Here is a 22,071-nt window from a genome sequence, read left to right on the forward strand (position 1 = left end):
CGATAATGGCCCGTGTAACCGTTGAAGATTGCCTCGAGAAGGTCGACAACCGCTTTCTCCTCGTGATGCTCGCTTCCAAGCGGGTGAAGCAGCTTTTCAAGGGGGCGAAGCCCCTCATCGACAACCGCGCCGGCAACAAGAACGTGGTCGTCTCGCTGCGCGAAATCGCCGCCGGCAAGATCGGCTGCGAGCTCGGCAAGAAAAACCGCTAGGCAGCAGGAGGGGAAGAGCTTTTCGCCCCCTCAGATCGGTACCGAAAGGGGCTAAGGGCTCAAGGGGAGACTCCCTTGGCCGTTAGCCCCTTCCTTTTTCCTCAAAGACAGGTTCGCATGATTCGACTGAACGACATACTGGAGAAGGTCGCCGCCTACAACCCCGGTTGCGACCTCGACCTTTTGCGCAAGGCATACGTTTTCAGCGCCAAGGTCCACCAGGGGCAGACCCGCCTCTCCGGCGAACCTTACCTGGTCCACCCGATGGAAGTGGCGGGGATCCTCGCCGACCTGAAGCTCGACCTCCCCGCCGTCGTGACCGGGCTTTTGCACGATACCGTCGAGGACACCCTGACCACGATCGAGGAGCTGGATGCGCTCTTCGGTCCCGAGGTCGCGCGCCTGGTCGACGGGGTCACCAAGATCGGGAAGATCCACTTCAAGACCAAGGAAGAGAGCCAGGCGGAGAACTTCCGCAAGATGCTCCTCGCCATGGCCAACGACATCCGGGTCATTCTGGTCAAGCTCGCCGACCGCCTGCACAACATGCGGACCCTGCAGTACCAGCCCGAGGCGAAGCAGCGCGCCATCGCCAAGGAGACCCTGGACATCTACGCCCCGATCGCCAACCGGCTCGGGATCTCCTGGGTCAAGGGGGAACTGGAGGACCTTTCCTTCCGGTACCTGGAGCCCCAGCTTTACTATGACCTCGCCTCCAAGGTCGCCAAGAAGAAACAGGAGCGCGAGTCCTACGTCTCGAGCGTCAAGGAGATCATCAAGAAGCAGCTCGAAGAGCACGGCATCAAGGGGGAGGTTTCCGGGCGGAGCAAGCACCTCTATTCCATCTACCGCAAGATGCAAAGCCGCAACGTCGACATCGACCAGATCTACGACCTGATCGCGATCCGGGTCAACGTCGACGACATCCGGGAATGCTACGAGGTCCTCGGGATCATCCACTCGACCTGGAAGCCGATTCCGGGGCGGTTCAAGGATTACATCGCGATGCCCAAGGGGAACATGTACCAGTCGCTGCACACGACGGTGATCGGTCCTCTTGGCGAGCGGATGGAGGTCCAGATCCGGACCTCCGAGATGCACCGCGTCGCCGAGTCCGGCATCGCCGCGCACTGGAAGTACAAGGAAGGGGGCAAGGGGTACGACGAGAAGGAGGTGCGGCGCTTCACCTGGCTGCGGCAGCTCCTCGAGTGGCAGCAGGAGCTCGACGACTCCCGCGAGTTCATGGACACCGTCAAGGTCGAGCTCTTCCCCGAGGACGTCTTCGTCTTCACTCCCAAGGGGGACGTGAAGGGGTTCCCGAAGGGATCGACCCCGATCGACTTCGCCTACAGCATCCACTCCGACGTCGGGCACCGCTGCGTCGGCGCGAAGGTGAACGGCAAGCTGGTCCCGCTCAAACATGAGCTTAAGACCGGCGACATCGTCGAGGTCATCACCAGCCCGCACCACACCCCGAGCAAGGACTGGCTCAAGATCGTCAAGAGCTCCCGGGCCCGCAACCGGATCCGGGCCTGGGTCAAGACCGAGGAGCGGATGCGGAGCATCATCCTCGGCCGCGAGATCTGCGAGAAGGAGTTCCGACGCTACTCGGTGAACTTCGCCAAGATGTCCAAGACCGGAGAGCTCAAGCGCGTGGCGCAGGAATTCGGGTTCCAGGCCGAGGACGACCTGATGGCGTCGGTGGGATACGGGAAGCTTTCCAGCAACCAGATCCTGGGCAAGCTGCTCCCGGCCGAAAAGCTGGAGGCGGCGGCCGAGCACAAGGAGACCCGGATCGGGAAGGTGCTCGACAAGCTGAAGGGGAAATCCTCCAGCGCGATCCAGATCGACGGGGTAGAGGACGTGCTGGTCCGCTTCGGCAAGTGCTGCAATCCGCTTCCCGGCGACGAGATCGTCGGCTTCATCACCCGCGGCCGCGGCGTCACCATCCATACCCGCGACTGTCCGTTTGCCCTGGACAGCGAGCCGGAGCGGCGCATCGAGGTGGCGTGGAACAAGGGGACCAAGAGCGCGCTGCCGGTGAAGATCCGCGTGGTCTGCAACGACGAGAAGGGGATCCTGGCGCACATCGCCACCGCCATCACCAACTGCGAGGCGAACATCTCCTCGGCGTCGATCCAGAGCACCCTCGACAAGCGGGGCGAGAACCTCTTCGAGGTCGATGTGACCGACCTGGGGCACTTGAAACGGGTGTTTTCCTCGATCATGAAGGTGAAGGGAGTCATCACCGTGGAGCGGGTGAAAAGCTAGAAGTCACCGGTAGTAGGTAAAAAGCGCACCGCAGAGGACGCGGAGACCCGCAGAGGAAAGATCTTTTATTATTTCGGACGTACCGGCCCTGAGCGTCCCGGCTCCTTAACGAGCGGGACCGGGTGAGGATAGGGGGAAACATGAAGAAGGAAATCATCAGCACGGACCGCGCGCCCAAGGCGATCGGTCCTTACAGCCAAGGGGTGAAGGCAGGGGGCTTTCTGTTTCTTTCCGGTGCCATCGCACTGGACCCGGTGACGGGGGAGATGAAGCAGGGAGGGATCGAGGCGGAGACCGAGCAGGTGATGGCGAACATCGGCGCGCTTTTGGAGGCGGCCGGTGCGAGCTTCGCCGACGTGGTGAAGACGGTCATCTACCTCGCCGACATGAAGGACTTCACCACGGTGAACGGGATCTACGGCCGCTTCTTCGCGGAGAATCCGCCGGCGCGGGTGACCGTCGAGGTGAAGGGGCTGCCGCGCGGGGCGCTCGTCGAGATCGAGGTCACCGCCTGCTGTGGCTAAGGGGCAAAAACAAAGCCGCGGACGCCAGGGGCGCCGCGGCTTTGATCGCTTGCGGAAGAGGTCAGGCTTAGAGGGCTTTGGTCACGTGCCCGGAGCGGATGCAGCGAGTGCAGACCTTGATGCTCCTGACAGTGCCGTTCTGGACGGCCTTAATCTTCTGCAGGTTGGGACGCCAGATCTTCCTGGTTTTGTTGTTGGCGTGGCTGACGTTGTTCCCGAAGCTAGGGCCCTTACCGCAAATCTCGCAAATTCTGGACATTTCTTACCCTCCGGTGGTTACTGAAGTCGCTATTTATAACAGAACGGCGATGGCGATGCAAGCAAAATCTGCGGCGTCGCCCTCGTTTTGAAGGTGTGTCTCATGGTTTTAGTCAAGGGACTGATTTCCCTGATCGTTTTACTCTGCCTGGTCCTGAGCGTGCTGTTCGTGGACTTCGTGTACAAGACCTTCTCCCTCAAGCAGCGCGAGGTGCACGCCGACGCCATCGTCGTCCTCACCGGCGGGCGCGGTAGGGTCGACGAAGGGGTGCGCCTCTACCGGGAAGGGCAGGGGCGCCTCCTCTTCCTGATCGGGGTCGACCCTTCGGTGCGCAAGTCCGAACTCTACAAAGGCGAGGGTTCCGATGGGGTGATCCTGGAGCAGGTTTCCCGCAACACGCTGGAAAACGCCATCTACGCCCGGGACCTGATCATGAAGCACCACGTCAACTCGATCAAGCTGATCACCTCGCGCTACCACATGAAGCGCGCGACCATCATCTTCAGAAACGCGCTCCCCAAGGACGTCGCGGTCTATCCCCATCCGGTCGATTCGAGGAACCTCAAAGAGGAGTGGTGGAACCACGGCGGGAGCTTCAAGCTGCTGTTCTCCGAGTTTTACAAGTACTGCATGTTCCGCTTCTTCTTCCTGCTCGCCCCGGGTGAGCTCCGCCCGCTGCCGTTGGCTTCGTGATGTTGATGGTCCTCGGTAATCTCGCGAAGTTGCGTCAAGTTGCCACAGCAGCCCCGTAGAGCCGCGTACCCTGTGGGCGCGCCGTTCCTGGCGCAAATGAGCAAGGCTGATCGCGCCAGGAATGGCGCTCCCACAAGTTCTGCCGACCGCTCAGCAATAACAAACCTGCACCGCCGTTTTCTCCCGCAAATAAAGAAAGGGACCTCCCGAATACCGGAAGGTCCCTTTCTTTTTTGAAGTCGCTTGCTTTTACTAGCCCGCCTTACCCTTCCGCCTCGATCCTCGGGAAGAGCGCCTCTGCCTTGGCGATCTTGGTGCCGGGCTTGAGGAGCCCCCATTTGAGCCCTTCGGCGCTGGCCTCCTCGGTCACCCCGAGGTAGCAAAGGCCTTTCTGGCTGGTCTTGGGCATGAACGCGGAGAGGAGGAAGTAGACGATCCGCTGGGACTCGAGAAGGTGGTACATCACCGTCGCCAGCCGTTCTTTCTGAGCCGGATCCTTGGCGAGAGCCCACGGGGCGGTCTCGTCGATGTACTTGTTGCCGGCCGAGATGACCTCCCAGATGGATTGCAGCGCCTTGCTGAAGGAGAGGTCATCCAGGTGCTGGTCGACCTGCTGGATCATCGCTTCGGTCTTCTCCCGATAGGCCCGGTCGATCGGGGTCTCGGCGCCCGGTGTCTGCAGCTCGCCGCCGAAGTACTTGTTGAGCATCGCGGTGGAGCGGTTCAGGAGGTTCCCCAGGTCGTTGGCGAGGTCGGAGTTGATCCGGTTCACCAGCGCCGCGTGGGAGAAGTCGCCGTCCAGGCCGAACGGGACCTCGCGCAAAAGGAAATAACGGACCGCGTCCACGCCGTACTTGTCGATCAGCATGTTCGGCTCGACCACGTTTTGCAGGCTCTTGCTCATCTTCTGCCCCTCGACGGTCCACCAGCCGTGGGCAAATACCTTCTTGGGCACCGGCAGCCCGGCCGCCATCAGGAAGGTGGGCCAGTAGACGGTATGGAAGCGGAGGATGTCCTTGCCGATCAGGTGCACGTCGACCGGCCAGAACTTCTCGAAGTTCCCCCCTTCGTCGGGGTAGCCGAGCGCGGTGATGTAGTTGGTGAGCGCGTCGAACCAGACGTAGATGACGTGGTTTTCGTTGCCCGGGACCGGGATCCCCCACTTGAAGGTGGTGCGGGAAACCGAGAGGTCGCGCAACCCTTCCTTCACGAAGGAGATGATCTCGTTACGGCGCGATTTGGGCTGGATGAAGTCCGGGTTCGCCTCGATGTGCGCCAGGAGCTGGTCCTGGTATTTGCTCATCCGGAAGAAGTACGACTCCTCCTTGAGCTTCTCGGTCGGGCGGTTGCAGTCCGGGCACTTGAAATCGATGAGCTGGGTCTCGGTCCAGAAGGTCTCGCACGGGGTGCAGTACCAGTCCTCGTATTCGCCGAGGTAGATGTCGCCTTTCTCCATCACCTTGGCGAAGAAGTCGCTGACCCCCTTCTTGTGCCGCTCCTGGGTGGTCCGGATGAAGTCGGTGTAGGAGATCTCCAGCTTCTCCCACAGCGCCTGGAAGCGCTTCATCACGCGGTCGGCGAGTTCCAGCGGGGTTTCGCCGGCGGTGTTGGCTGCTTTTTCGACTTTCTGGCCGTGCTCGTCGGTGCCGGTGAGGAAAAAGACCTCGAACCCCTTGAGCCGCTTATAACGAGCCAGCACGTCGGCCGCAAGCGTCGTATAGGCGTGCCCGATGTGGGGGACGTCGTTTACGTAGTAGATCGGTGTGGTGACGTAGTAGGCCGGTTTCATGATGGCTTCTCCTTTTTGCGCTCCTTGACGTCCTGGGGACGGCGCTCCCGGTCGCGGTCGCGCCGCTGTTTGCCGGGGTTGGGCCCCTTCTTGGCGTCTCCTTGCTGCTCCTGCTTCTGGTTCTGGGGGGGCTTCTTCACCCGGTCGCTCACGCTCTCGGGAGGGATGTCATCCCCCTTGAGGTGGACCATGCTGTCGTCGGTGGTCTTCACCGTGACGGTCCCCTGCAAGACGTTCACCTTGACGATCTCGCCGTCGATCCCGCAGCACTGGACCCGTTTGCCGCACTTGGGAAGCCCCTTGCGCAGGCTGCAGTAGGTCTCGAATTCGTAGGAGAGGCAGCACAGCAGACGGCCGCACTGGCCGGAGATCTTGCTCGGGTTCAGGGCGAGGTTCTGTTCCTTGGCCATCTTCACCGAGACCGGCTCGAACTCGCGCAGATACGACGAGCAGCAGAGCTCGCGACCGCAGATGCCGATGCCGCCGACCATCTTGGACTCGTCGCGCACCCCGATCTGGCGCATTTCGATCCGGGTATGGAAGGCGTGGGCGAGGTCCTTGACCAGCTCGCGGAAATCGACCCGGCCGTCGGCGGTGAAATAGAAGATCGCCTTGCTCCCGTCGAAGAGGTACTCGACCTTGACGAGCTTCATCTCCATCCCCCGCTCCTTGATGCGGGTGAGGCAGAAACGGTGGGCTTCCTTTTCGCGGGCGGCGTTGGCGGCTGCTGCGGCCAGATCGTGTGGTTCCGCGATCCTCAAGACCGGCTTGATCCCCTCGGGAAGGACCGCGTCGTCCACCTCCAGGGGGCCGGCGACCACCTGGCCGATGCTTTTGCCCCGCTCGGTCTCCACGATCACCTTGTCGCCCCGTTGCATCGAGACAACCTTTCCCATGGTGAAGTCGTAGAGCTTGCCGGCGGCGCCGAATTGGATCCTGACTATCCTTGCCAAAATACCTCCAGTTAATCCTACCTAGCGGCGAGCCTCATGAAGAATACCTCCAGGGCGAGCCGGGCGTTTACGTTGCGGGCCAGCTGGCGGCGCATATCCAGAAGCTGTTCGATGAGCTCCATGGTCCGCCGCTCCGAGAAGCGCGCTGCCTCCCGGGCCACCAGCTCCGCGAGGTCGGCGTTGGCCAGGGCCTCGGGGGTGCGGCGGTAGATGAGGACGTCGCGCAGAAAGGAAAGGAGCAGTTCCAGAAGTTCCGGAAGCCGGTCCTTGTCCGCGGCGTACTCCTCGGACGCCGCGAAAAGCGGCGCTATGTTAGACAACTCGAAGGAGGTGACCCGCTCCAGGAACTCGTTTCTCCCGGCGAGCACCCCTTCGGTTGCGATCTCGATGCCGCGCTTGAGGCTCCCCCCGGAAAGGGTCGCCGCGATGCGCGCCGCCTCCGCGGAAAAGCCGTCCCGCACCAGGCGCCCCTCGACCGCCTCGACCGAAAGCGGCTGGAAGGCGAGTTCCTGGCAGCGCGACAGGATCGTCTGCAGTACTCCGGCGCGCTCCGCGGTGAGCAGGATCATCAGTGCGTCCCCGGGGGGCTCCTCCAGGGTCTTCAAAAGCGCGTTTCCCGAAGACTGGTTCAGCTTCTCGGCGCCGTCGATGATGCACGCCTTCTTGGGTGCCTCGAAGGGACGGTAGCTCAACTCCTTCTGCAGTTCGCGCACCTGGTCGATCTTGATGAACGCGCCGTCCGCCTCCAGGATGTGGAGGTCGGGGTGCTGGCCCGAGGCGACCTTCTTGCAGGAGGGACAGACCCCGCAGGCGTCCGGCTTGCCGCAGAAGATCGCCTGCACGAAAGAAAGCGCGCTCTTGCGTTTGCCGCACCCCTCGATCCCGGTGAAGAGATAGGCGTGGGCCACGCGGTTGAGCGTGATGGAGCGGGAGAGCACATTTAACGCCCGCTCCTGCCCGATGACGTCGGAAAAGGGCATCTAGCTCCCCAGCGCCTGTGCGAGCAGGGCAAAACGCGGCTCGCCCGGGACGACCCGCTGGGCGAGTGCCGCCACGATCCGTCCCGAGATCTCCTCGACGCTCCCGGAGCCCTCGACGATCACGAACCGCTCCGGGTTGGCCTCGGCGAGATCCAGATATCCGTGACGTACCTTTTCATGAAAACGCAGCGATTCCTGCTCGAAACGGTCTTCCTTGGCGCCGTGGGTCCCTTCGATGCGCGCCTTGGCGCGTCCCAGCCCCATCTCCACCGGGCAGTCGATCAGGACGGTCAGGTCGGGACGGACCCGGCCGGTCGCCAGGGTGTTCAACTGGTTGATCATGCTGAAATCGAGCCCCCGGCCGCATCCCTGGTAGGCGACGGTGGCGTCGGTGAAGCGGTCGCAGACGACGATCTCGCCACGCTCCAGTGCGGGGGTGATAACCTGCTCCACGTGCTGGGCGCGGGCCGCGGCGTAGAGCAGCAGTTCGGCGGTCGGGGTGATGGCGTGGTTTTCCGCGTCGAGCAGGATCGCGCGGATCTGGTCCGCGATCGGGCACCCCCCGGGCTCGCGGGTCGCGGTAACCGCTACCCCGGCCGCTTCGAACCGCTCCTTCAAAAGGCGCATCTGGGTGGTCTTGCCCGATCCTTCGATGCCTTCGAATGTAATGAAAAAGCTCATGGGACCATCTCTTTTTCGCCGCTGATACAGGCTTTTAGATTAACGCGCCTATCCTTATAAAATCATGAAATTATAGGTGACGGGTAGTAAATATGCAAGGTTAAAATGCCCCCAAAGCCGCATGGCTATTGCTATGACGGAGGGGTTTGGCTATAGTGGACGACTGTGGACCCCAACGAACTCATGAATAACGCGGATGCCGAGCGTCAGGAGCGGATCGAGGCGGCTTTAGGCTACCGTTTCCGGGACCGTGCCCTGCTCGACGAGGCGCTCACCCATCGATCCTTTCTGAACGAGGCGCGGGGGGGCAAGGACAACCAGCGCCTGGAGTTTTACGGCGACGCGGTCCTCGACTTTCTCCTGTCCGGAATGCTCTTGAGCCGGTTTCCCGGCAGCCGGGAAGGGGAGCTGACCCGGTTGCGCGCGGCGCTGGTGGACGAAGAGAGCCTGGGGCGTCTCGCGGTGGCGCTCGACCTGGGACAGGCGCTCAGGCTCGGGCGCGGCGAGGAGAAAAGCGGCGGCCGGACCAAGCGCTCGCTTTTAGCCGACGCCTACGAGGCCCTTTTGGCGGCGATCTACCTCGACGGCGGTCTGGAACCGGTGACCCGCGTGGTTGCCGCCCACTTTGGCCCGCTCATCGACTCCGGCGAACTCTACGGCCGCGACCACAAGACCTTCCTGCAGGAGCTGGTGCAGACCCGGCACGGACTCCTGCCGAGTTACCGGGTCAAGGAGACCACCGGCCCGGACCACGACCGCCGCTTCACCGTGGAGATTTATCTGGGCGAAAAGCTGATGGGGGAGGGGACCGGGCGGAGCAAGAAGGAGGCCGAGCAGGCGGCGGCGCGCGCTGCGGCTTCGGTGCTCAAGGAGTCGTAGCTTGAAAACACTGGTGGTCCCGTTCTTCATTCCCCACCTCGGGTGCCCGCACCGCTGCGTCTTCTGCGACCAGGAAAAGATCGCCGGTGCCCGCCCCATCCTTCCCTCGCCCCACGAGATCACGGCACGGATCCACGAGTACCGGGGGAGCGCCCCGGGCCGCTCCGTCGAAGTCGCCTTTTTCGGGGGGACCTTCACCGCGCTGCCGCGCGCCGACCAGGAGCGGCTCCTCGCGCCGCTGCAGCCGCTCATTGCCGGCGGGGAGGTGGTGAAAGTCCGGGTCTCCACCCGCCCCGACGCCGTCTCCGCCGACGATGCCTCGTTCCTGAAGCGGATGGGGGTGCGCCTGGTCGAGCTCGGGGTCCAGTCGATGGACGACGAGGTGCTGGAGCTTTCCGGGCGCGGGCACCAGGCCTCCCACGTGGAAGAGGCCTTCCGCCATCTGAAAAAGGCGGGGATCGCGGTCGGCGCCCAGTTGATGCCCGGGCTTCCCGGCGACACCGAGGCCCGTTCGCTGGCCTCGCTCGAGCGGGTGCTGAAGCTCGAGCCGGCCTGCCTGCGGATCTATCCGGCGCTGGTTTTGGAGGGGACGGAGCTGGCGCGGCGTTACCGGGAGGGGGGATACGCGCCCCTTTCCCTTCCGGCGGCGGTCACGGTGGGCAAGCAGATGCTCCGGGCCGCGCTCAAGCACGGCGTGCCGGTACTGCGCATCGGGCTGCATCCTTCCATCGAGCTCGCCGCGCCCGGGGTGGTACTGGCCGGGCCCGAGCACCCGGCCCTGGGGCAGCTTTTGGAGTCGGAACTCTACTACGACGCGGCGCGCGTCCTGGCGGCCGAAATCCCCCGCGGCAGCCGGGTGGTGCTTTCCTGCCACCCCCGCCGGATTTCCGACCTGATCGGGCAGCGGCGCCGCAACCTCGCCCGGCTCAAGGAGGAATTCGGGATCGAGGTCGCCGCAGTCCAGCCCCGGGAGGGACTGGGCCGCACCGTCGTGGCGCTTGCCTGGGGGGGCGGGGAGCGTTCGGTCGACCTGTTGGAGCTCTAGCTCCCTGATGCCGTCGCTTAACCCCAAAGATGTGCCACCAGCCGCGGAGATCGGGGCTGTATCGCAACCAATTTCAAGGAGGACCACCGTGTCCGAACAACCTTTCCGTTCCGGTTTCGTTTCCATCATCGGGCGTCCCAACGTCGGAAAATCTACCCTTTTGAACCGGATCCTGGGGGAGAAGATCGTCATCACCTCCGACAAGCCCCAGACCACCCGCAATCGAATCCAGGGGATCCACAACCTCCCCGGCGGGCAGATGGTCTTCATCGACACCCCGGGGATCCATCGCGCCAAGAGCCGGCTCAACCGGTTCATGGTGGATGAGGCGCTCTCCTCGGTGCAGGGGGTGGACGTCATCCTCTTCCTGGTGGACGGTGCTGCCGATCCGGAGAAAGAGGCGCCGATGATCCACGAGGTACTCGCGGGGGTGGAGAGCCCGGTCATCCTGGTTATGAACAAGATCGACCTGATCCCCAAAGGGGAGCTTTTAGAGCGGATGTCGGCCTACTCGGGGGTGTTTCCGTTCCGCGAGATCTTCCCGATTTCGGCGGCAACCGGCGACGGGGTGGAGCCGCTGGTCCGGCTGGTTTACGATCTTTTGCCCGAGGGGCCGTGCTACTTCCCGGACGACATCCTCACCGACGTGCCGGAGCGTTTCATCGTCGCCGAGATCATCCGGGAGAAGATCTTCCGCCTGACCCGGGACGAGGTGCCGTATTCGGTGGCGGTGGTCGTCGACAGCTTCAAGGAGCGGGAAAACGGCGTGGTTGCCATCGCCGCCACCATCAACGTCGAGCGCGACTCCCAGAAGGGGATCATCATCGGCAAGAAGGGGACCATGCTCAAGCGGATCGGCTCCGACGCCCGCCAGGAAATCGAGCAGCTCCTCGACGCCAAGGTCTTCCTGGAGCTCTTCGTCCGGGTGAGCACCGAATGGAGCGAGAACAGCCGCATGCTCAAGGAGTTCGGCTACGAGTGAGCCGTCCAACCGACGCACCCCACTCGGCAACAAAAAAATCCGGTCCCGGAAAGGGCCGGATTTTTTTGTTGCCGCAGGGGCCGATCCCGGGGAAGCGCTCGGCTCTTGATCGGACGGCGCTGGCGCATCTATGGAATGTCACGAAAGCGGGCTTTTTTTGTGAAAAGATAAATTAGCATCGTATAATGTACTCCGCTTGCCTTGTCTTTTAGTTAAGGGGGGAAAGGAAGGCGGACCATGAGAAAAAGCAAACTTTGGATCTTAGTATTGGTTTTGGGCATCTGCGGCTGTGGTGGCGGTTCCGGGGGGAGTCCTCCTGCCGGGGCGGGAGCTCCCTCCCTTGATTCCATCGTGGTAGTTCCGGGAGATCGCACTTTGGCCGCGCAGGCGGTGCTCCAACTGAGCGCCACCGGCAATTATGCCGACGGGTCGCACAGCGACATCACCCGGACGGTAACCTGGGTCTCGTCGGCGCCGGCGGTCGCCGCGGTGGATACCAGCGGCAAGGTGACCGCGGGGACGGCCGGGACGGCGGCCATCACGGCCAAGCTCGGCACGGTGACCAGCCAGCCGGTGCTGCTGACGGTCAATGCGGCCGTTCCTACCCTGACCGCCGTCACCATCGATCCCCCTGTGGCGAACCTCCCGGTCGGGACTGCGGAACGGTTCACCGCCACGGCGACCTATTCCGACGGCACCCGGAGCGACGTCACCGGCAGCGCGACCTGGACGGCCACCGCGCCGGTGGTCACCTTGGGGGGGACCGGGCAGGCCACCGCGGAGGCCCCCGGTACGGCGACGATCAGCGCATCGTTTCAGGGGATAACCGGAGGGGCATCGGTGACCGTGACCCCGGCCGCCTTGATGGCGCTTTCGCTGGATCCACCCGCCCAGACCATCGCCTTGGGGACCACGTGCGGCTTCACCGCAACCGGCCTCTATTCGGACGGCTCTTCCCGCGAACTTACCCGGGAGGTGAGCTGGCAGGCCTCCGATCCGGCGGTCGCCGCCGCGGAGACCGGCAGCGGGGCCGAGGGGAATTTCACCTCGACCTCGGTGGGCTCGGTGCTGGTGACGGCGACGCTGCAGGGGGTGCAAGGGACTGCCGCGCTTACCGTGAGTCCGGCGCGGCTGGTTTCCCTCTCCCTCACCCCGGAACATCCGTCGCTTCCCCTGGGGACCTCGGTTGCCCTCACCGCCGTCGGCACGTTCTCCGACGGCTCCACCCAGCCGATGGGGAGCGTCACCTGGCTCTCCTCCAATGCGGACGTCGTCGGGGTCAGCAATGCCGGGACCGCGACCTCGCACGGGATCGGGACCGCCACCGTTTCGGCCAGCGTCGGTTCGGTGCGGGGCAATACCACCCTGACCGTCACACCGGCCTACCTGGTCCGGGTGGCGGTCACTCCCGCGGACCAGGCGCTCCCCTTGGGGACCTCGCGCCAGTTCACCGCAACCGGCACCTATTCCGACGGATCGGTGCGCGATGTCACCGCCGCTGCGACCTGGACCTCCTCGGCACCAACGGTGGCCGGCGTCGGCAACGCTGCCGGAGTGGCCGGCAAGGTGAGCGCCCTGGCCGTGGGAGTGGGCACCATCACCGCCACGGTTCCGGTGACCATTCCGGCGCCCGGGGCGGTGGTCGCGACCACCGGAGTGACGGTGACCCCGGCCACGCTGATTTCGCTGGCGCTCAACCCGATCGACTTCACCTTGCCGCTGGGCACCACGCGGACCCTGATGGCGACCGGTACCTATTCCGACGGCACGACCCAGGACCTCAGCCGTTCGGTCACCTGGAGCTCTTCGGCACCGGATGTCGCCCAGGTCAGCAATGCCTCCGGCACCGTCGGGAAGGTCACGCCACTTACCACCGGGGGCGCGACCATAACGGCGAGCTTGGGGGGCAAGTCCACCGTCGCCACGGTGACCGTCACCCCGCTGGACATCATGAACCTCCGCGGGACCTGGGTCGGGAGCTACACCATCTACGACGATCCGGGCAACCCCGCCGAGCTCGGGACCTATTCCTTCACCCTGGTCCTCGGGCAAAGCGGGAGCACGGTCACCGCCTCGCCCACCTTGCGCGGCGCCATCGAGGGGAACGGCTCCCTGGTGGGCGCGGTGAGCGGAGACCAGTTCCGGTTCTCCTTCACCTATACCTCGCCGAGCAACGGCCTGTTGATGACCGACACCGGACTGGCCCACGTCGTGGGGGACACCATGACCGGCGACGTGGTGGAGAACTTCCTGCTCGGTTACAACTGCAGTTACCACTTCACCCTGACCCGGCAGCAGTAGCACGCACCCCGGTAGTACCGCAGTACCCAAAAGCCGCGAAGGCACCTGCCTTCGCGGCTTTTGTCGTTGCCGGCTCCAGAAAAAGCACCACCAAGGACGAGGAGACGAGCTGGACGGAGTGGACTTTGTGGGGAGGGCCCATTGCTCATTGTTTCATTGTCTCATTGCCCCCGCCCTCCGGTATTAACGTTGCTTCTTGACGCGCAAAATGTTACAAGATCAGGTTGCCGCAAAATCTCATGAATTTGGAAAGCGCCCTTAATACAAAAGCTTGGCGCGGCGTAGGAAGCCATGAAACCTATCATTGCCATCGTCGGACGTCCCAATGTCGGGAAATCCACGCTCTTCAACCGCCTGGTCGGCCGCCGCAAGGCCATGGTCGACGACATGCCCGGCGTCACCCGCGACCGCAATTACGCCGAGGTCACCCGCTTCGACCGTCCCTTCATCCTGGTCGACACCGGCGGCTTCGAGCCGGAGACCAACGACCGCCTCCTGCAGCAGATGCGGGAGCAGTCCCGGTTCGCCATGGACGAGGCGGACCTGATCCTCTTGGTGCTGGATGCGCGCTCCGGCCTCACTCCCGCCGACGAGGACGTGGTCGAGATGCTGCGCCGCGTCGACAAGCCGGTCTTCTTCGTGGTCAACAAGGTGGACGGCGACCGTCAGGAGAACGCCGCCGGCGACTTCTACTCCATCGGGGTCGACCGCCTCTACACCGTTTCCGCCGAGCACAACCGCGGCATCGGCGACCTGATGGACGACGTCATGGAAGTCCTCCCGGTGGACGCCGGGAAGGACGAGGCAAGCGACGTCACCCGCATCGCCGTGGTCGGGCGCCCCAACGTCGGTAAATCCACCCTGGTGAACCGCCTTTTGGGCTACGAGCGGGTGGTCGCCAACCCGACCGCCGGCACCACCCGGGACGCCGTCGACACCCGCTTCCTGTGCAACAAGAAGCCCTACGTCCTCATCGACACCGCCGGGATCCGCCGCAAGGGGAAAACGGTGGAGAAGGTGGAGAAGTACAGCGTCATGGATGCGCTCCGCTCCATCGAGCGCGCCGACGTGGTGCTCATCGTCTTGTCCGCCGAGGACGGGGTGACCGAGCAGGATTCCAAGATCGCCGGCTACGCCTACGAGGCGGGACGCGGCTGCATCTTCGTGGTCAACAAGTGGGACACCCTGGAGAAGGACAACTCCTCCATGGGGAAATTCGTCGAGGAGATCCGGCGCTCCTTCAAGTACCTTCCCTTCGCGCCGATCCTCTTCATCTCGGCCAAGACGGGCCAGCGCACCGGGAAGATCATCGCCGAGGTGGACCTGGTCATGGAGCAGTTCTCGCGCCGGGTCACCACCTCGGAGCTGAACCGCGTCTTCTCCAAGGCGGTCGAAGAGCATCACGCCCCGATGGACGGGGGGCGGCGGGTGAAGTTCTACTTCGCCACCCAGGTCGGCACCAAGCCCCCCTCCTTCGTCATCTTCACCAACCGTCCCGAGGGGATCCACTTTTCCTATGAGCGGTACCTCATGAACTCCTTCCGGGAGGCGTTCGGTTTCAACGGCACACCGCTCCATTTGATGTTCCGGGGGAGAGATCGCAAAGAGCGCTAAATTCTTACTTCATTCTTTACTTGAACAAACCGATAGTTTAGTATGAGGCAGTTTTTTTTCGGCTTTTCCAACGTGGCTAGGAACCTGGAATCATGAGTCTTGTCGGCAACCTGCACGACCTGGGGCTGGGGGAGATCCTGCAGATCGTCAGCCTGAGCAGGAAGTCGGGACTCCTCTCCCTTTCCCACCGCGACAAAAAGGCGGAGCTGCTCTTTCGCCGCGGCGACGTCATCCGCGCCAGTTCCAGCGACGTTCCGGCGCGGCTGGGCGAGCTACTCCTCTCCCGCGACGTGGTCGATTCCGCGACGCTCGCGCGCGCCCTGGCCCTGCAGGCCGAGGAAGGCTACCGCCGCCTGCTCGGCGCGATCCTGGTGGAGTTCGGCGTGAGCGCCCAGGCGATCGAGGACGTGGTGCGGGAGCAGATCGAGACCGCGGTCTTCGGCCTTTTCGACTGGGACGAGGGGGCCTTCGAGTTCGAGATCCGGGAGGTGGCCGCGCTGCCGGATGCGGTCCGGGTCGATCCGCTGCAGTTGGTCATCGACCTGGGGGTGAGCCCGCAATGGCTTGCCATGGAAGGGACCCGGATCCTGGACGAGAAGCGGCACAGCGCCGAGGAGGGGGAGGAGGTCGACTTCGCCTTCAACCTGATCCCCGAGGCACCGGCCGCTGCGGCCGAACCGGCCGCAACCGTTAACCGGACCGGCCCGAGCGATGCCCGGGCGGCCGAGGGGGTTAAGGAGCTGCGGCGACCGTCCCCTGAGCTGAGCCAGGGGCGTCCGCTGATCCTGGTGGACGACGACCCGGCCACCCTGCAGGCGCTGGAAGGGGTGCTTTCCCGGGCCGGCTATGCGGTCACCCCGGCGGGGGGAGGGGAGGCTGCCCTCATCGCGCTGGACACCATGTACGCCGAGGGAGTGCGCCCGGTGCTGGTGGTCGACCTGGTGATGCCCCGCATGGATGGGACCGGCCTCTTCGGCGGTCTCGAGTTTTTGGAGCTGGTGCAGCACAACTTCCCGGACGTCTCCCCCCTTGCGGTGACCGATCTGCGCGACGAGGAGGCCGAGGCGACCCTGCGGGAGCTCTCGGTGCCGCTTCTGGACAAGCCGGCGCGCGGGGCCGAGGATGGTTTCGCGGGCTCCCTGGAGCGCGCCCTCGGCGCGGATGGAGCGCCCCTCGACCTGGGGCAGGAACTCCGGCAGGAGTTGGGCGAGGCAGCCGAACCGCCGGAGCCGGCGCCGGCCGCGGCAGCGGAAGAGCCCGGGCTTTCCGGCATGCTGGAAGAGTTGCGCCAGCCCGCGCTGGGGGGCGGGGTGATCCTTTTGGCGCTCCGGTTCGCCGCCCGTTTCCTGAACCGCGGGGTGATCTTCCTGGTCGGCCGGGAAGGGATCGTCGGCGCGGGGGAGTTCGGGATCGACTCCGGCGACGGGCGGGCCGCGGCACGGATCCGGAGCCTCAAGGTCCCGACCCAGGCGCCGTCCGTTTTGGCAACCGTCGCGGCAAGCGGCCGCCCCTTCAAGGGGGTCGTTCCCGAGGCGCGCTGGAATGATGTGCTGCTGAAGGAACTAGGAGAGGGGAGACCGGTGGAGGCGTTTGCCGCACCGATCGTGAGCGCGGGGAAGGTCGTGGCGATCCTCTATGGCGATAACCTTCCCAACTACACGCCGATCGGCGAGACCGACGCGTTGGAGATTTTCCTGAGTCAGGCGGGCGTAGCAATGGAAAAGGCCTTCCTGAAACGTACGCTGCAAGAGCAAGGTCAGGAGGAGACGTGAAGAGGATACTCATTGCCGAAGATTCCAACACCATGCGTTCGATGCTCATCTCGACCATCGACGAGTTGGAAAAGTATGCCATTGTCGAGGCAGCCAGTGGTTTCGAGGCGTTGCGGCTGCTTCCCCGCGAACATGTGGACCTGATCATCACCGACATCAACATGCCCGACATCAACGGGCTGGAGCTGATCAGCTACGTCCGCAACAACCCGAACTACCAGAACATCCCGCTTTTCATCGTCTCCACCGAGAGCGGCGAGAAGGACCTGGAGAAGGGGCTCGCCCTGGGCGCCAACGAATACCTGGTGAAACCGTTCGACCCCCAGAAGCTGCAGGAGCTGATCACCAAGTACCTGGATTAGGGACCGCCACCTATGAGCGTTGAGGAGAACATTGGAAAGGCGGTGAAGGATTTTCTGGCCGAGGCCGAGGAGATCCTGGACCAGTTGAGCCTGGACCTGGTGGCGCTGAGCGACTGCGCCGACACCGGACGCTTCCAGCCCGACCTGGTCAATTCCGTCTTCCGCGCCGCCCACTCGTTGAAAGGGCTCGCCGGCATGTTCGGCTTCAAGGAGGTCTCCGAGGTGGGGCACACCCTGGAGAACCTGCTCGATGCCTTGAGGCTTGGGCGTGTCGACCTCAACTCCTCGGTGGTGAACGTCCTTTTCGAGGCGGTGGAGCTCCTGGGGGTGCTGGTGCGCCACGCCGGCGAGGATGGGGCGCTGCCCGACTGCAGTGCGACCATCGACCGGATCGAGGGGTGCCTGAAGGGTGGGGCGGCGACCCGCGGCGAATCGCCCCTGGCGCGGCTCAACCTCCCCGAGCGGGTCTTGAGCTCGATGACCGAGTACGAGGAGCACCGCCTCGTCGAAAACGTCAAGATGGGACGGCAGGTCTACTCGATCCACGTCTCGCTGCTCCTGGTGAGCTTCGACCAGGACCTTTTGGAGATCACCGAGCAGCTGAAACAGCTGGGCGAGGTGGTCAGCACCCTCCCCTCGGCCTCCTCCAACCTCGAGGCCGGCATCGACTTCGAGATCCTCTTCGGCACCGAACTGGACCAGGCCGCCCTGGCCCCGCTCATCGACCGGGAGAACCTGAGCATCGTCTGCCTGGGTGGGGGCGAGGAGACCGCACCCGCCCCACGCCAAAGGACCGAGTCCCTCCCCGCGGCTCCCCCCGAGTCGACCCAGGAGGCGCTCTCCGCCAAGAGCATGAGCCGCACCGTCCGGGTCGACATCGGCAAGCTCGACCAGCTCATGAACATCGTGGGCGAACTGGTCCTCTCCCATTCCATGATCGCCGAGGTCGCCGCCAAGATGCGCCGCGACGGGCTCATGGTCCCCTCGCACCAGCTGGCCAAGGCGGCCAAGGGGCTGGAAAAGAAACTCACCGAGCTGCAAAAGGGGGTCATGGAGATCCGCATGATCCCGGTCGGGCAGCTCTTCGACAAGATGGCGCGCATCGTCCGCAAGATCTCCCGGGAGCAGGGAAAGCTCGTCGAGCTGAAGCTTCTGGGCGCCGACACCGAGCTCGACAAGCTGATCATCGAGGACATCGCGGACCCGATGATGCACATCGTGCGCAACTCCATCGACCACGGCATCGAGACCCCGGAACGGCGCCTTTCCCTGGGCAAGGACGAGAAGGGGACCATCACCCTTTCCTCCTTCCAGAAGGGAAACCACGTCGTGATCCAGGTGGACGACGACGGCGCCGGCATCGACGTGGCGCGGGTCAAACGCAAGGCGCTCGACCGCGGCCTGATCAGCGATCCCGATTCCCTTTCCGAGCGCGACGCCCTGGAACTCATCTTCCTTCCCGGCTTCTCCACCACCGAGCAGGTGACCGACATCTCCGGGCGGGGCGTGGGGATGGACGTGGTGCGGACCAACATCGCCGCCCTTTCGGGGATGATCGACCTGGAAAACCGCCCCGGCGCCGGGACCCGCGTCATCATCACCTTGCCCATCACCCTCGCCATCATCAAGGCGCTCATCATCACCACCGCAGGGCGTACCTACGCCCTTCCCATCACCTCGGTGCTCGAGTCGATCATCGTGGAGCGGCGCGAGGTGCGCACCATCGAGCGCAAGGAAGTGATCGATCTGCGCGACGCGACCCTGCCGCTTTTGCGGCTGGACGACTTTTTCGAGCTCGACCGAAGCGACCGGGTGCCGGACAGCTTCTACGTGGTCGTGGTCGGGGTCGCCGAAAAGCGGCTGGGGATCGTGGTGGACGACCTCTTGGGGCAGCAGGACATCGTCATCAAGTCGATCGGCGAGACCTTCGCCGGCTTCCGGGGGATCTCCGGGGCCGCCGATCTGGGTGACCAGCGCACCATCCTGGTGCTCGACGTCGGGGGGATCATCGCCGAGGCCTCCCGGGGAGGCGCCTGATGTACAAGGCGTTCTACGGGCTCTCCGAGAAGCCGTTCAGCGTGACCCCGGACCCGCGCTTTCTCTACATGAGCTCCGGTCACCGCGAGGCGCTGGCCCGCCTGGAGTACGCCGTGGAGGAGTGCGAGCTCGCCCTTTTGACCGGGGAGATCGGCTGCGGCAAGACCACCATCTCCCGGGCGCTCATGGACCAGATGGGGGAGCGCTGCCGCTTCTGCTTCGTGATCAACCCCAGGCTCGGGTCCACCGAGCTCCTGCGGGTGATCGCCGCGGGACTCGAGGTAGGCGAGGTGCCCCAGGAAAAGGACCGGCTCCTCTCCGAGATCACCGACGCCCTCTTCAAGATGCACGAGGAGCGGGTGACCCCGGTGGTGGTCATCGACGAGGCGCAGCTGATCCCGGACCGCGAGCTTTTCGACGAGATCCGGCTTTTGACCAACTTCCAGCTCGACGACAAGAACCTTCTGAGCGTGATCATCATGGGGCAGCCGGAACTGCGCGGCATCCTCACCTCGCCGGTGTACGAGCCGCTCCGGCAGCGGATCTCGCTCAACTTTCACCTGGCGCCGCTTTCCCTGGAGGAGACCCTGGAGTACCTCGATTTCCGGATCCAGGCGGCCGGCGGCGTGCCCGGCCTTTTCTCGCCGGACGCGGTGCAGCGCATCTTCGAGCTTTCCGCCGGGGTGCCGCGCCGGATCAACACCATCGCGACCAACGCCCTTCTGGCCGGCTTCGGCCGGGACATCGCCTGGATCGACGCGGAGCTCGTCGACGAGGCGGCCGGGGAGAGCCTCGCCTGAAGGTGAGCCAAGGGAATGCATGAACCTCGCTGATATCAGAAAGAAGGCGCAGCAGACGCAAAAGCGCCAGGAGGGAACCCTCCCGGTCCCGGTGCCGACCCCGCCGCGCCTGCCCGAGGTGGCGCCGCTGCCGGCCGGTCTCGGCGTCGCCGCCCTGGACGAGCTCGCCGCGCCGCTGCCCGAGCCGGAGCTGCCCGACTGCGCCCTGGAGTTTCCCGATCCGCTGGAGGCCTCGAGCGAGCCCCCCTTGTCCCCGATCGGGGGCGCCCTTTCGGCGAGCGTCGCCGCTTTCGCCTGGGACGACCTGCCGGAGCCGCCGGAGGTGACGCCGGCAGTCGCCGCCGCGCCGGTCCCGGCCGCTGCCGCGGCACCCACCGCTCCGGTCGCCGAGACGGTTCCGGTAACCACCTTCCCGGCCATCGTCGCCGCCCCAACCCCTCCCGGCCCGCTCGCCCCGGAGGAGCTCTTCGACCCGCTGGCGGTGATCCTGAAGGGGAGGGAGCTCGCCGAGGCCGAGGAGCGCGAGGCCCAGGTGGTGGTGGAAGAGGTCGCCTCGCTGGAGCTCCTCTGCTTCCGGGTGGCCGACGAGGTCTACGCGATCGACATCCTGGACATCAAGGAGATCGTGCGGCCGCGCGAGGTGACCGAGGTGCCGCGGGTCCCCGGCTTCGTGCGCGGGATCCTTTCCCTGCGCGGGGTGATCATTCCGGTCTTCGACATGCGCCTGCGCCTGGGGCTTACCGCCGGCACCCCCGCCGAGCGGGAGCGGATCGTGGTGGTGAAGCGCGAGGGCGGCTTTTGCGGCGTCCTCGTCGATGAAGTGGTTCAGGTGGTCCGGGTCCCCCTCCAGGGGATCGAGCCGCCGCCGGTGGTCCTTGAGGGGATCGACCGGGAATTCGTGGAGGGAATCGGCCGGGTCCACGGCAAGATGCTCATCCTCCTCGACATGGCAAAGGTGCTCGACGTCACCCTCGGGTAGCGCGGGCGGAGGCAGCAATTGATGAAAAAGAACAGGATCCTCCTGGTGGAGGACGAGGAGAGCCTCCTCAAACTGGAAACCATCCTCTTCACCACGAGGGGGTACCGGGTCACCGGCGTCTCCGACGGCGCGAGCGCGTTGGACCTGATCCGGAAGAGCCCGCCCGACCTGGTGATCCTCGACGTGATGCTCCCGGGGATGGACGGCTTCGACATCTGCCGGGCCATCAAGGACGACCCGGCCAGCGCCGGCATCCCGGTGGTGATCCTGAGCGCGAAGAAGAGCGGGCCCGACCTGGAGCGGGGGCGCACGGCCGGCGCCGACGCCTACCTCACCAAGCCGTTCAAGGCGGTGAAGGTGCTGCAGGTCATCGAGGGGCTGATCGGCGGGGAGTCGTGACCAGATGAAAGACCAGATCCAGGAGATACAGGTCGCCTGCCTGAAGATGGAAGAGGGGCTCTACGCGGTGGACATCATGCGGATCAAGGAGATCCTGCGCCTGCCGCGCCTCTCCCCGCTGCCGCGGGCGCTCCCCTTCGTCGAAGGGGTGATCAACCTGCGCGGCATGGTGATCCCGGTGGTCGACCTGCGCAAGCGTTTCGGGCTCCCCCCGGCCGCCTCGCGGGAGAACGCCCGGCTCTTGATCATCTCCGTGGGGGGGCAGCCGCTGGGGCTCGTCGTGGACGAGGTGACCGAGATGATCAGCGTCCCGGTCAAGGAGATCAAGCCGCCGCCGCGGGGAGTGCGGGTGGTGGGGGGAGAGTTCCTGGTCGGGCTCTGCCTGGTGCAGGAGGTGCCGGTGATGCTCTTGAACATCGACTCCCTGCTCACCTTCTCGGAACAGGCATCCCTGGAGGATATCTCCTCGGTGCCGCTGCCGCCGCCTTTGCGCGGCGCCGAGGCATGAACGAGCGCGCTTTACATTTCAATGCCAGGAG

General features: G+C 64.7%; 21 protein-coding genes. 16 read left to right on the forward strand and 5 right to left on the reverse strand.

Annotated features, from left to right (window positions below):
• Nucleotides 1-5 precede the first annotated feature (5 nt).
• From rpoZ to JFN93_RS23635, 3 genes are all read left to right on the forward strand, one after another.
• Nucleotides 6-212, forward strand: a complete 207-nt coding sequence (gene rpoZ / locus JFN93_RS23625; protein WP_199386848.1) for a DNA-directed RNA polymerase subunit omega — start codon at nt 6-8, stop codon at nt 210-212.
• Between the two features lie 117 nt (nt 213-329).
• On the forward strand, nt 330-2,483 hold the full coding sequence (locus JFN93_RS23630) for a RelA/SpoT family protein (RefSeq protein WP_199386849.1): 2,154 nt from the start codon (nt 330-332) through the stop codon (nt 2,481-2,483).
• A 140-nt stretch (nt 2,484-2,623) separates the two neighbouring features.
• The gene (locus tag JFN93_RS23635) at nt 2,624-3,007 is read left to right on the forward strand and encodes a RidA family protein (protein ID WP_199386850.1); all 384 of its coding nucleotides are present in this window, start codon (nt 2,624-2,626) and stop codon (nt 3,005-3,007) included.
• 67 nt (nt 3,008-3,074) lie between these two features.
• Here the strand turns inward: JFN93_RS23635 and rpmB are convergent, their stop codons facing one another.
• Nucleotides 3,075-3,266: a 50S ribosomal protein L28 gene (gene rpmB, locus JFN93_RS23640; RefSeq protein ID WP_199386851.1), complete on the reverse strand. Its 192-nt coding sequence runs from the start codon at nt 3,264-3,266 to the stop codon at nt 3,075-3,077.
• A gap of 102 nt (nt 3,267-3,368) precedes the next feature.
• Between rpmB and JFN93_RS23645 the strand changes: the two genes are divergently transcribed.
• On the forward strand, nt 3,369-3,959 hold the full coding sequence (locus tag JFN93_RS23645) for a YdcF family protein (RefSeq protein ID WP_199386852.1): 591 nt from the start codon (nt 3,369-3,371) through the stop codon (nt 3,957-3,959).
• Between the two features lie 262 nt (nt 3,960-4,221).
• Here JFN93_RS23645 and metG read toward each other — a convergent pair whose 3' ends face one another.
• Genes metG through tmk form a run of 4 tightly spaced genes read right to left on the reverse strand, consistent with a single transcriptional unit; the run spans nt 4,222 to nt 8,362 of the window.
• Nucleotides 4,222-5,748: a methionine--tRNA ligase gene (gene metG, locus JFN93_RS23650; protein ID WP_199386853.1), complete on the reverse strand. Its 1,527-nt coding sequence runs from the start codon at nt 5,746-5,748 to the stop codon at nt 4,222-4,224.
• Complete coding sequence (locus JFN93_RS23655) at nt 5,745-6,701, reverse strand: PSP1 domain-containing protein (RefSeq protein ID WP_199386854.1); 957 nt, start codon at nt 6,699-6,701, stop codon at nt 5,745-5,747. Before JFN93_RS23655 ends, metG begins: the two co-directional genes overlap by 4 nt.
• A gap of 17 nt (nt 6,702-6,718) precedes the next feature.
• Nucleotides 6,719-7,681 (reverse strand): DNA polymerase III subunit delta', encoded by a 963-nt coding sequence (gene holB, locus JFN93_RS23660; RefSeq protein ID WP_199386855.1) that lies wholly within the window; start codon nt 7,679-7,681, stop codon nt 6,719-6,721.
• Nucleotides 7,682-8,362: a dTMP kinase gene (tmk, locus tag JFN93_RS23665; RefSeq protein ID WP_199386856.1), complete on the reverse strand. Its 681-nt coding sequence runs from the start codon at nt 8,360-8,362 to the stop codon at nt 7,682-7,684. It abuts the gene before it with no gap.
• Between the two features lie 183 nt (nt 8,363-8,545).
• On the opposite strand from tmk, the gene rnc reads away from it, so the two are divergent.
• From rnc to JFN93_RS23725, 12 genes are all read left to right on the forward strand, one after another.
• Nucleotides 8,546-9,241 (forward strand): ribonuclease III, encoded by a 696-nt coding sequence (gene rnc, locus JFN93_RS23670; RefSeq protein WP_199386857.1) that lies wholly within the window; start codon nt 8,546-8,548, stop codon nt 9,239-9,241.
• Nucleotide 9,242: 1 nt separating this feature from the next.
• Nucleotides 9,243-10,286, forward strand: coding sequence for an elongator complex protein 3 (locus JFN93_RS23675; protein ID WP_199386858.1), 1,044 nt, complete (start codon nt 9,243-9,245; stop codon nt 10,284-10,286).
• Nucleotides 10,287-10,374: 88 nt separating this feature from the next.
• Entirely contained in the window at nt 10,375-11,268 is an 894-nt protein-coding gene (era, locus tag JFN93_RS23680; protein WP_199386859.1) for a GTPase Era, read from the forward strand.
• 237 nt (nt 11,269-11,505) lie between these two features.
• A complete protein-coding gene (locus JFN93_RS23685; protein WP_199386860.1) occupies nt 11,506-13,569 on the forward strand; it encodes an Ig-like domain-containing protein in 2,064 nt (687 codons plus the stop codon).
• 291 nt (nt 13,570-13,860) lie between these two features.
• On the forward strand, nt 13,861-15,183 hold the full coding sequence (der, locus tag JFN93_RS23690) for a ribosome biogenesis GTPase Der (protein ID WP_199386861.1): 1,323 nt from the start codon (nt 13,861-13,863) through the stop codon (nt 15,181-15,183).
• 92 nt (nt 15,184-15,275) lie between these two features.
• Nucleotides 15,276-16,955: a response regulator gene (locus JFN93_RS23695; protein WP_199386862.1), complete on the forward strand. Its 1,680-nt coding sequence runs from the start codon at nt 15,276-15,278 to the stop codon at nt 16,953-16,955.
• Nucleotides 16,952-17,317, forward strand: coding sequence for a response regulator (locus JFN93_RS23700; RefSeq protein WP_199386863.1), 366 nt, complete (start codon nt 16,952-16,954; stop codon nt 17,315-17,317). Before JFN93_RS23695 ends, JFN93_RS23700 begins: the two co-directional genes overlap by 4 nt.
• A 12-nt stretch (nt 17,318-17,329) precedes the next feature.
• Entirely contained in the window at nt 17,330-19,354 is a 2,025-nt protein-coding gene (locus JFN93_RS23705) for a chemotaxis protein CheA (protein ID WP_199386864.1), read from the forward strand.
• Nucleotides 19,354-20,154, forward strand: coding sequence for an ExeA family protein (locus tag JFN93_RS23710; protein WP_199386865.1), 801 nt, complete (start codon nt 19,354-19,356; stop codon nt 20,152-20,154). The genes JFN93_RS23705 and JFN93_RS23710 overlap by 1 nt, the downstream gene beginning before the upstream one ends.
• Before the next feature lie 19 nt (nt 20,155-20,173).
• A complete protein-coding gene (locus JFN93_RS23715) occupies nt 20,174-21,133 on the forward strand; it encodes a chemotaxis protein CheW (protein ID WP_199386866.1) in 960 nt (319 codons plus the stop codon).
• A gap of 21 nt (nt 21,134-21,154) precedes the next feature.
• Entirely contained in the window at nt 21,155-21,532 is a 378-nt protein-coding gene (locus JFN93_RS23720) for a response regulator transcription factor (protein ID WP_199386867.1), read from the forward strand.
• A 4-nt stretch (nt 21,533-21,536) separates the two neighbouring features.
• A complete protein-coding gene (locus JFN93_RS23725; protein ID WP_199386868.1) occupies nt 21,537-22,040 on the forward strand; it encodes a chemotaxis protein CheW in 504 nt (167 codons plus the stop codon).
• Nucleotides 22,041-22,071: the final 31 nt, after the last annotated feature.

It is taken from the genome of Geomesophilobacter sediminis (assembly GCF_016458275.1).
In the GTDB taxonomy this organism is placed as follows: Bacteria; Desulfobacterota; Desulfuromonadia; order Geobacterales; family Geobacteraceae; genus Geomesophilobacter; species Geomesophilobacter sediminis.

Bases quoted from the DNA above. Each gene is read 5' to 3' on its own strand.
- rpoZ (WP_199386848.1), top strand. From the start codon at position 6: ATGGCCCGTGTAACCGTTGAAGATTGCCTCGAGAAGGTCGACAACCGC.
- JFN93_RS23630 (WP_199386849.1), top strand. From the start codon at position 330: ATGATTCGACTGAACGACATACTGGAGAAGGTCGCCGCCTACAACCCC.
- JFN93_RS23635 (WP_199386850.1), top strand. From the start codon at position 2,624: ATGAAGAAGGAAATCATCAGCACGGACCGCGCGCCCAAGGCGATCGGT.
- rpmB (WP_199386851.1), bottom strand. From the start codon at position 3,266: ATGTCCAGAATTTGCGAGATTTGCGGTAAGGGCCCTAGCTTCGGGAAC.
- JFN93_RS23645 (WP_199386852.1), top strand. From the start codon at position 3,369: ATGGTTTTAGTCAAGGGACTGATTTCCCTGATCGTTTTACTCTGCCTG.
- metG (WP_199386853.1), bottom strand. From the start codon at position 5,748: ATGAAACCGGCCTACTACGTCACCACACCGATCTACTACGTAAACGAC.
- holB (WP_199386855.1), bottom strand. From the start codon at position 7,681: ATGCCCTTTTCCGACGTCATCGGGCAGGAGCGGGCGTTAAATGTGCTC.
- tmk (WP_199386856.1), bottom strand. From the start codon at position 8,362: ATGAGCTTTTTCATTACATTCGAAGGCATCGAAGGATCGGGCAAGACC.
- rnc (WP_199386857.1), top strand. From the start codon at position 8,546: ATGAATAACGCGGATGCCGAGCGTCAGGAGCGGATCGAGGCGGCTTTA.
- JFN93_RS23685 (WP_199386860.1), top strand. From the start codon at position 11,506: ATGAGAAAAAGCAAACTTTGGATCTTAGTATTGGTTTTGGGCATCTGC.
- der (WP_199386861.1), top strand. From the start codon at position 13,861: ATGAAACCTATCATTGCCATCGTCGGACGTCCCAATGTCGGGAAATCC.
- JFN93_RS23695 (WP_199386862.1), top strand. From the start codon at position 15,276: ATGAGTCTTGTCGGCAACCTGCACGACCTGGGGCTGGGGGAGATCCTG.
- JFN93_RS23705 (WP_199386864.1), top strand. From the start codon at position 17,330: ATGAGCGTTGAGGAGAACATTGGAAAGGCGGTGAAGGATTTTCTGGCC.
- JFN93_RS23710 (WP_199386865.1), top strand. From the start codon at position 19,354: ATGTACAAGGCGTTCTACGGGCTCTCCGAGAAGCCGTTCAGCGTGACC.
- JFN93_RS23715 (WP_199386866.1), top strand. From the start codon at position 20,174: ATGAACCTCGCTGATATCAGAAAGAAGGCGCAGCAGACGCAAAAGCGC.
- JFN93_RS23720 (WP_199386867.1), top strand. From the start codon at position 21,155: ATGAAAAAGAACAGGATCCTCCTGGTGGAGGACGAGGAGAGCCTCCTC.
- JFN93_RS23725 (WP_199386868.1), top strand. From the start codon at position 21,537: ATGAAAGACCAGATCCAGGAGATACAGGTCGCCTGCCTGAAGATGGAA.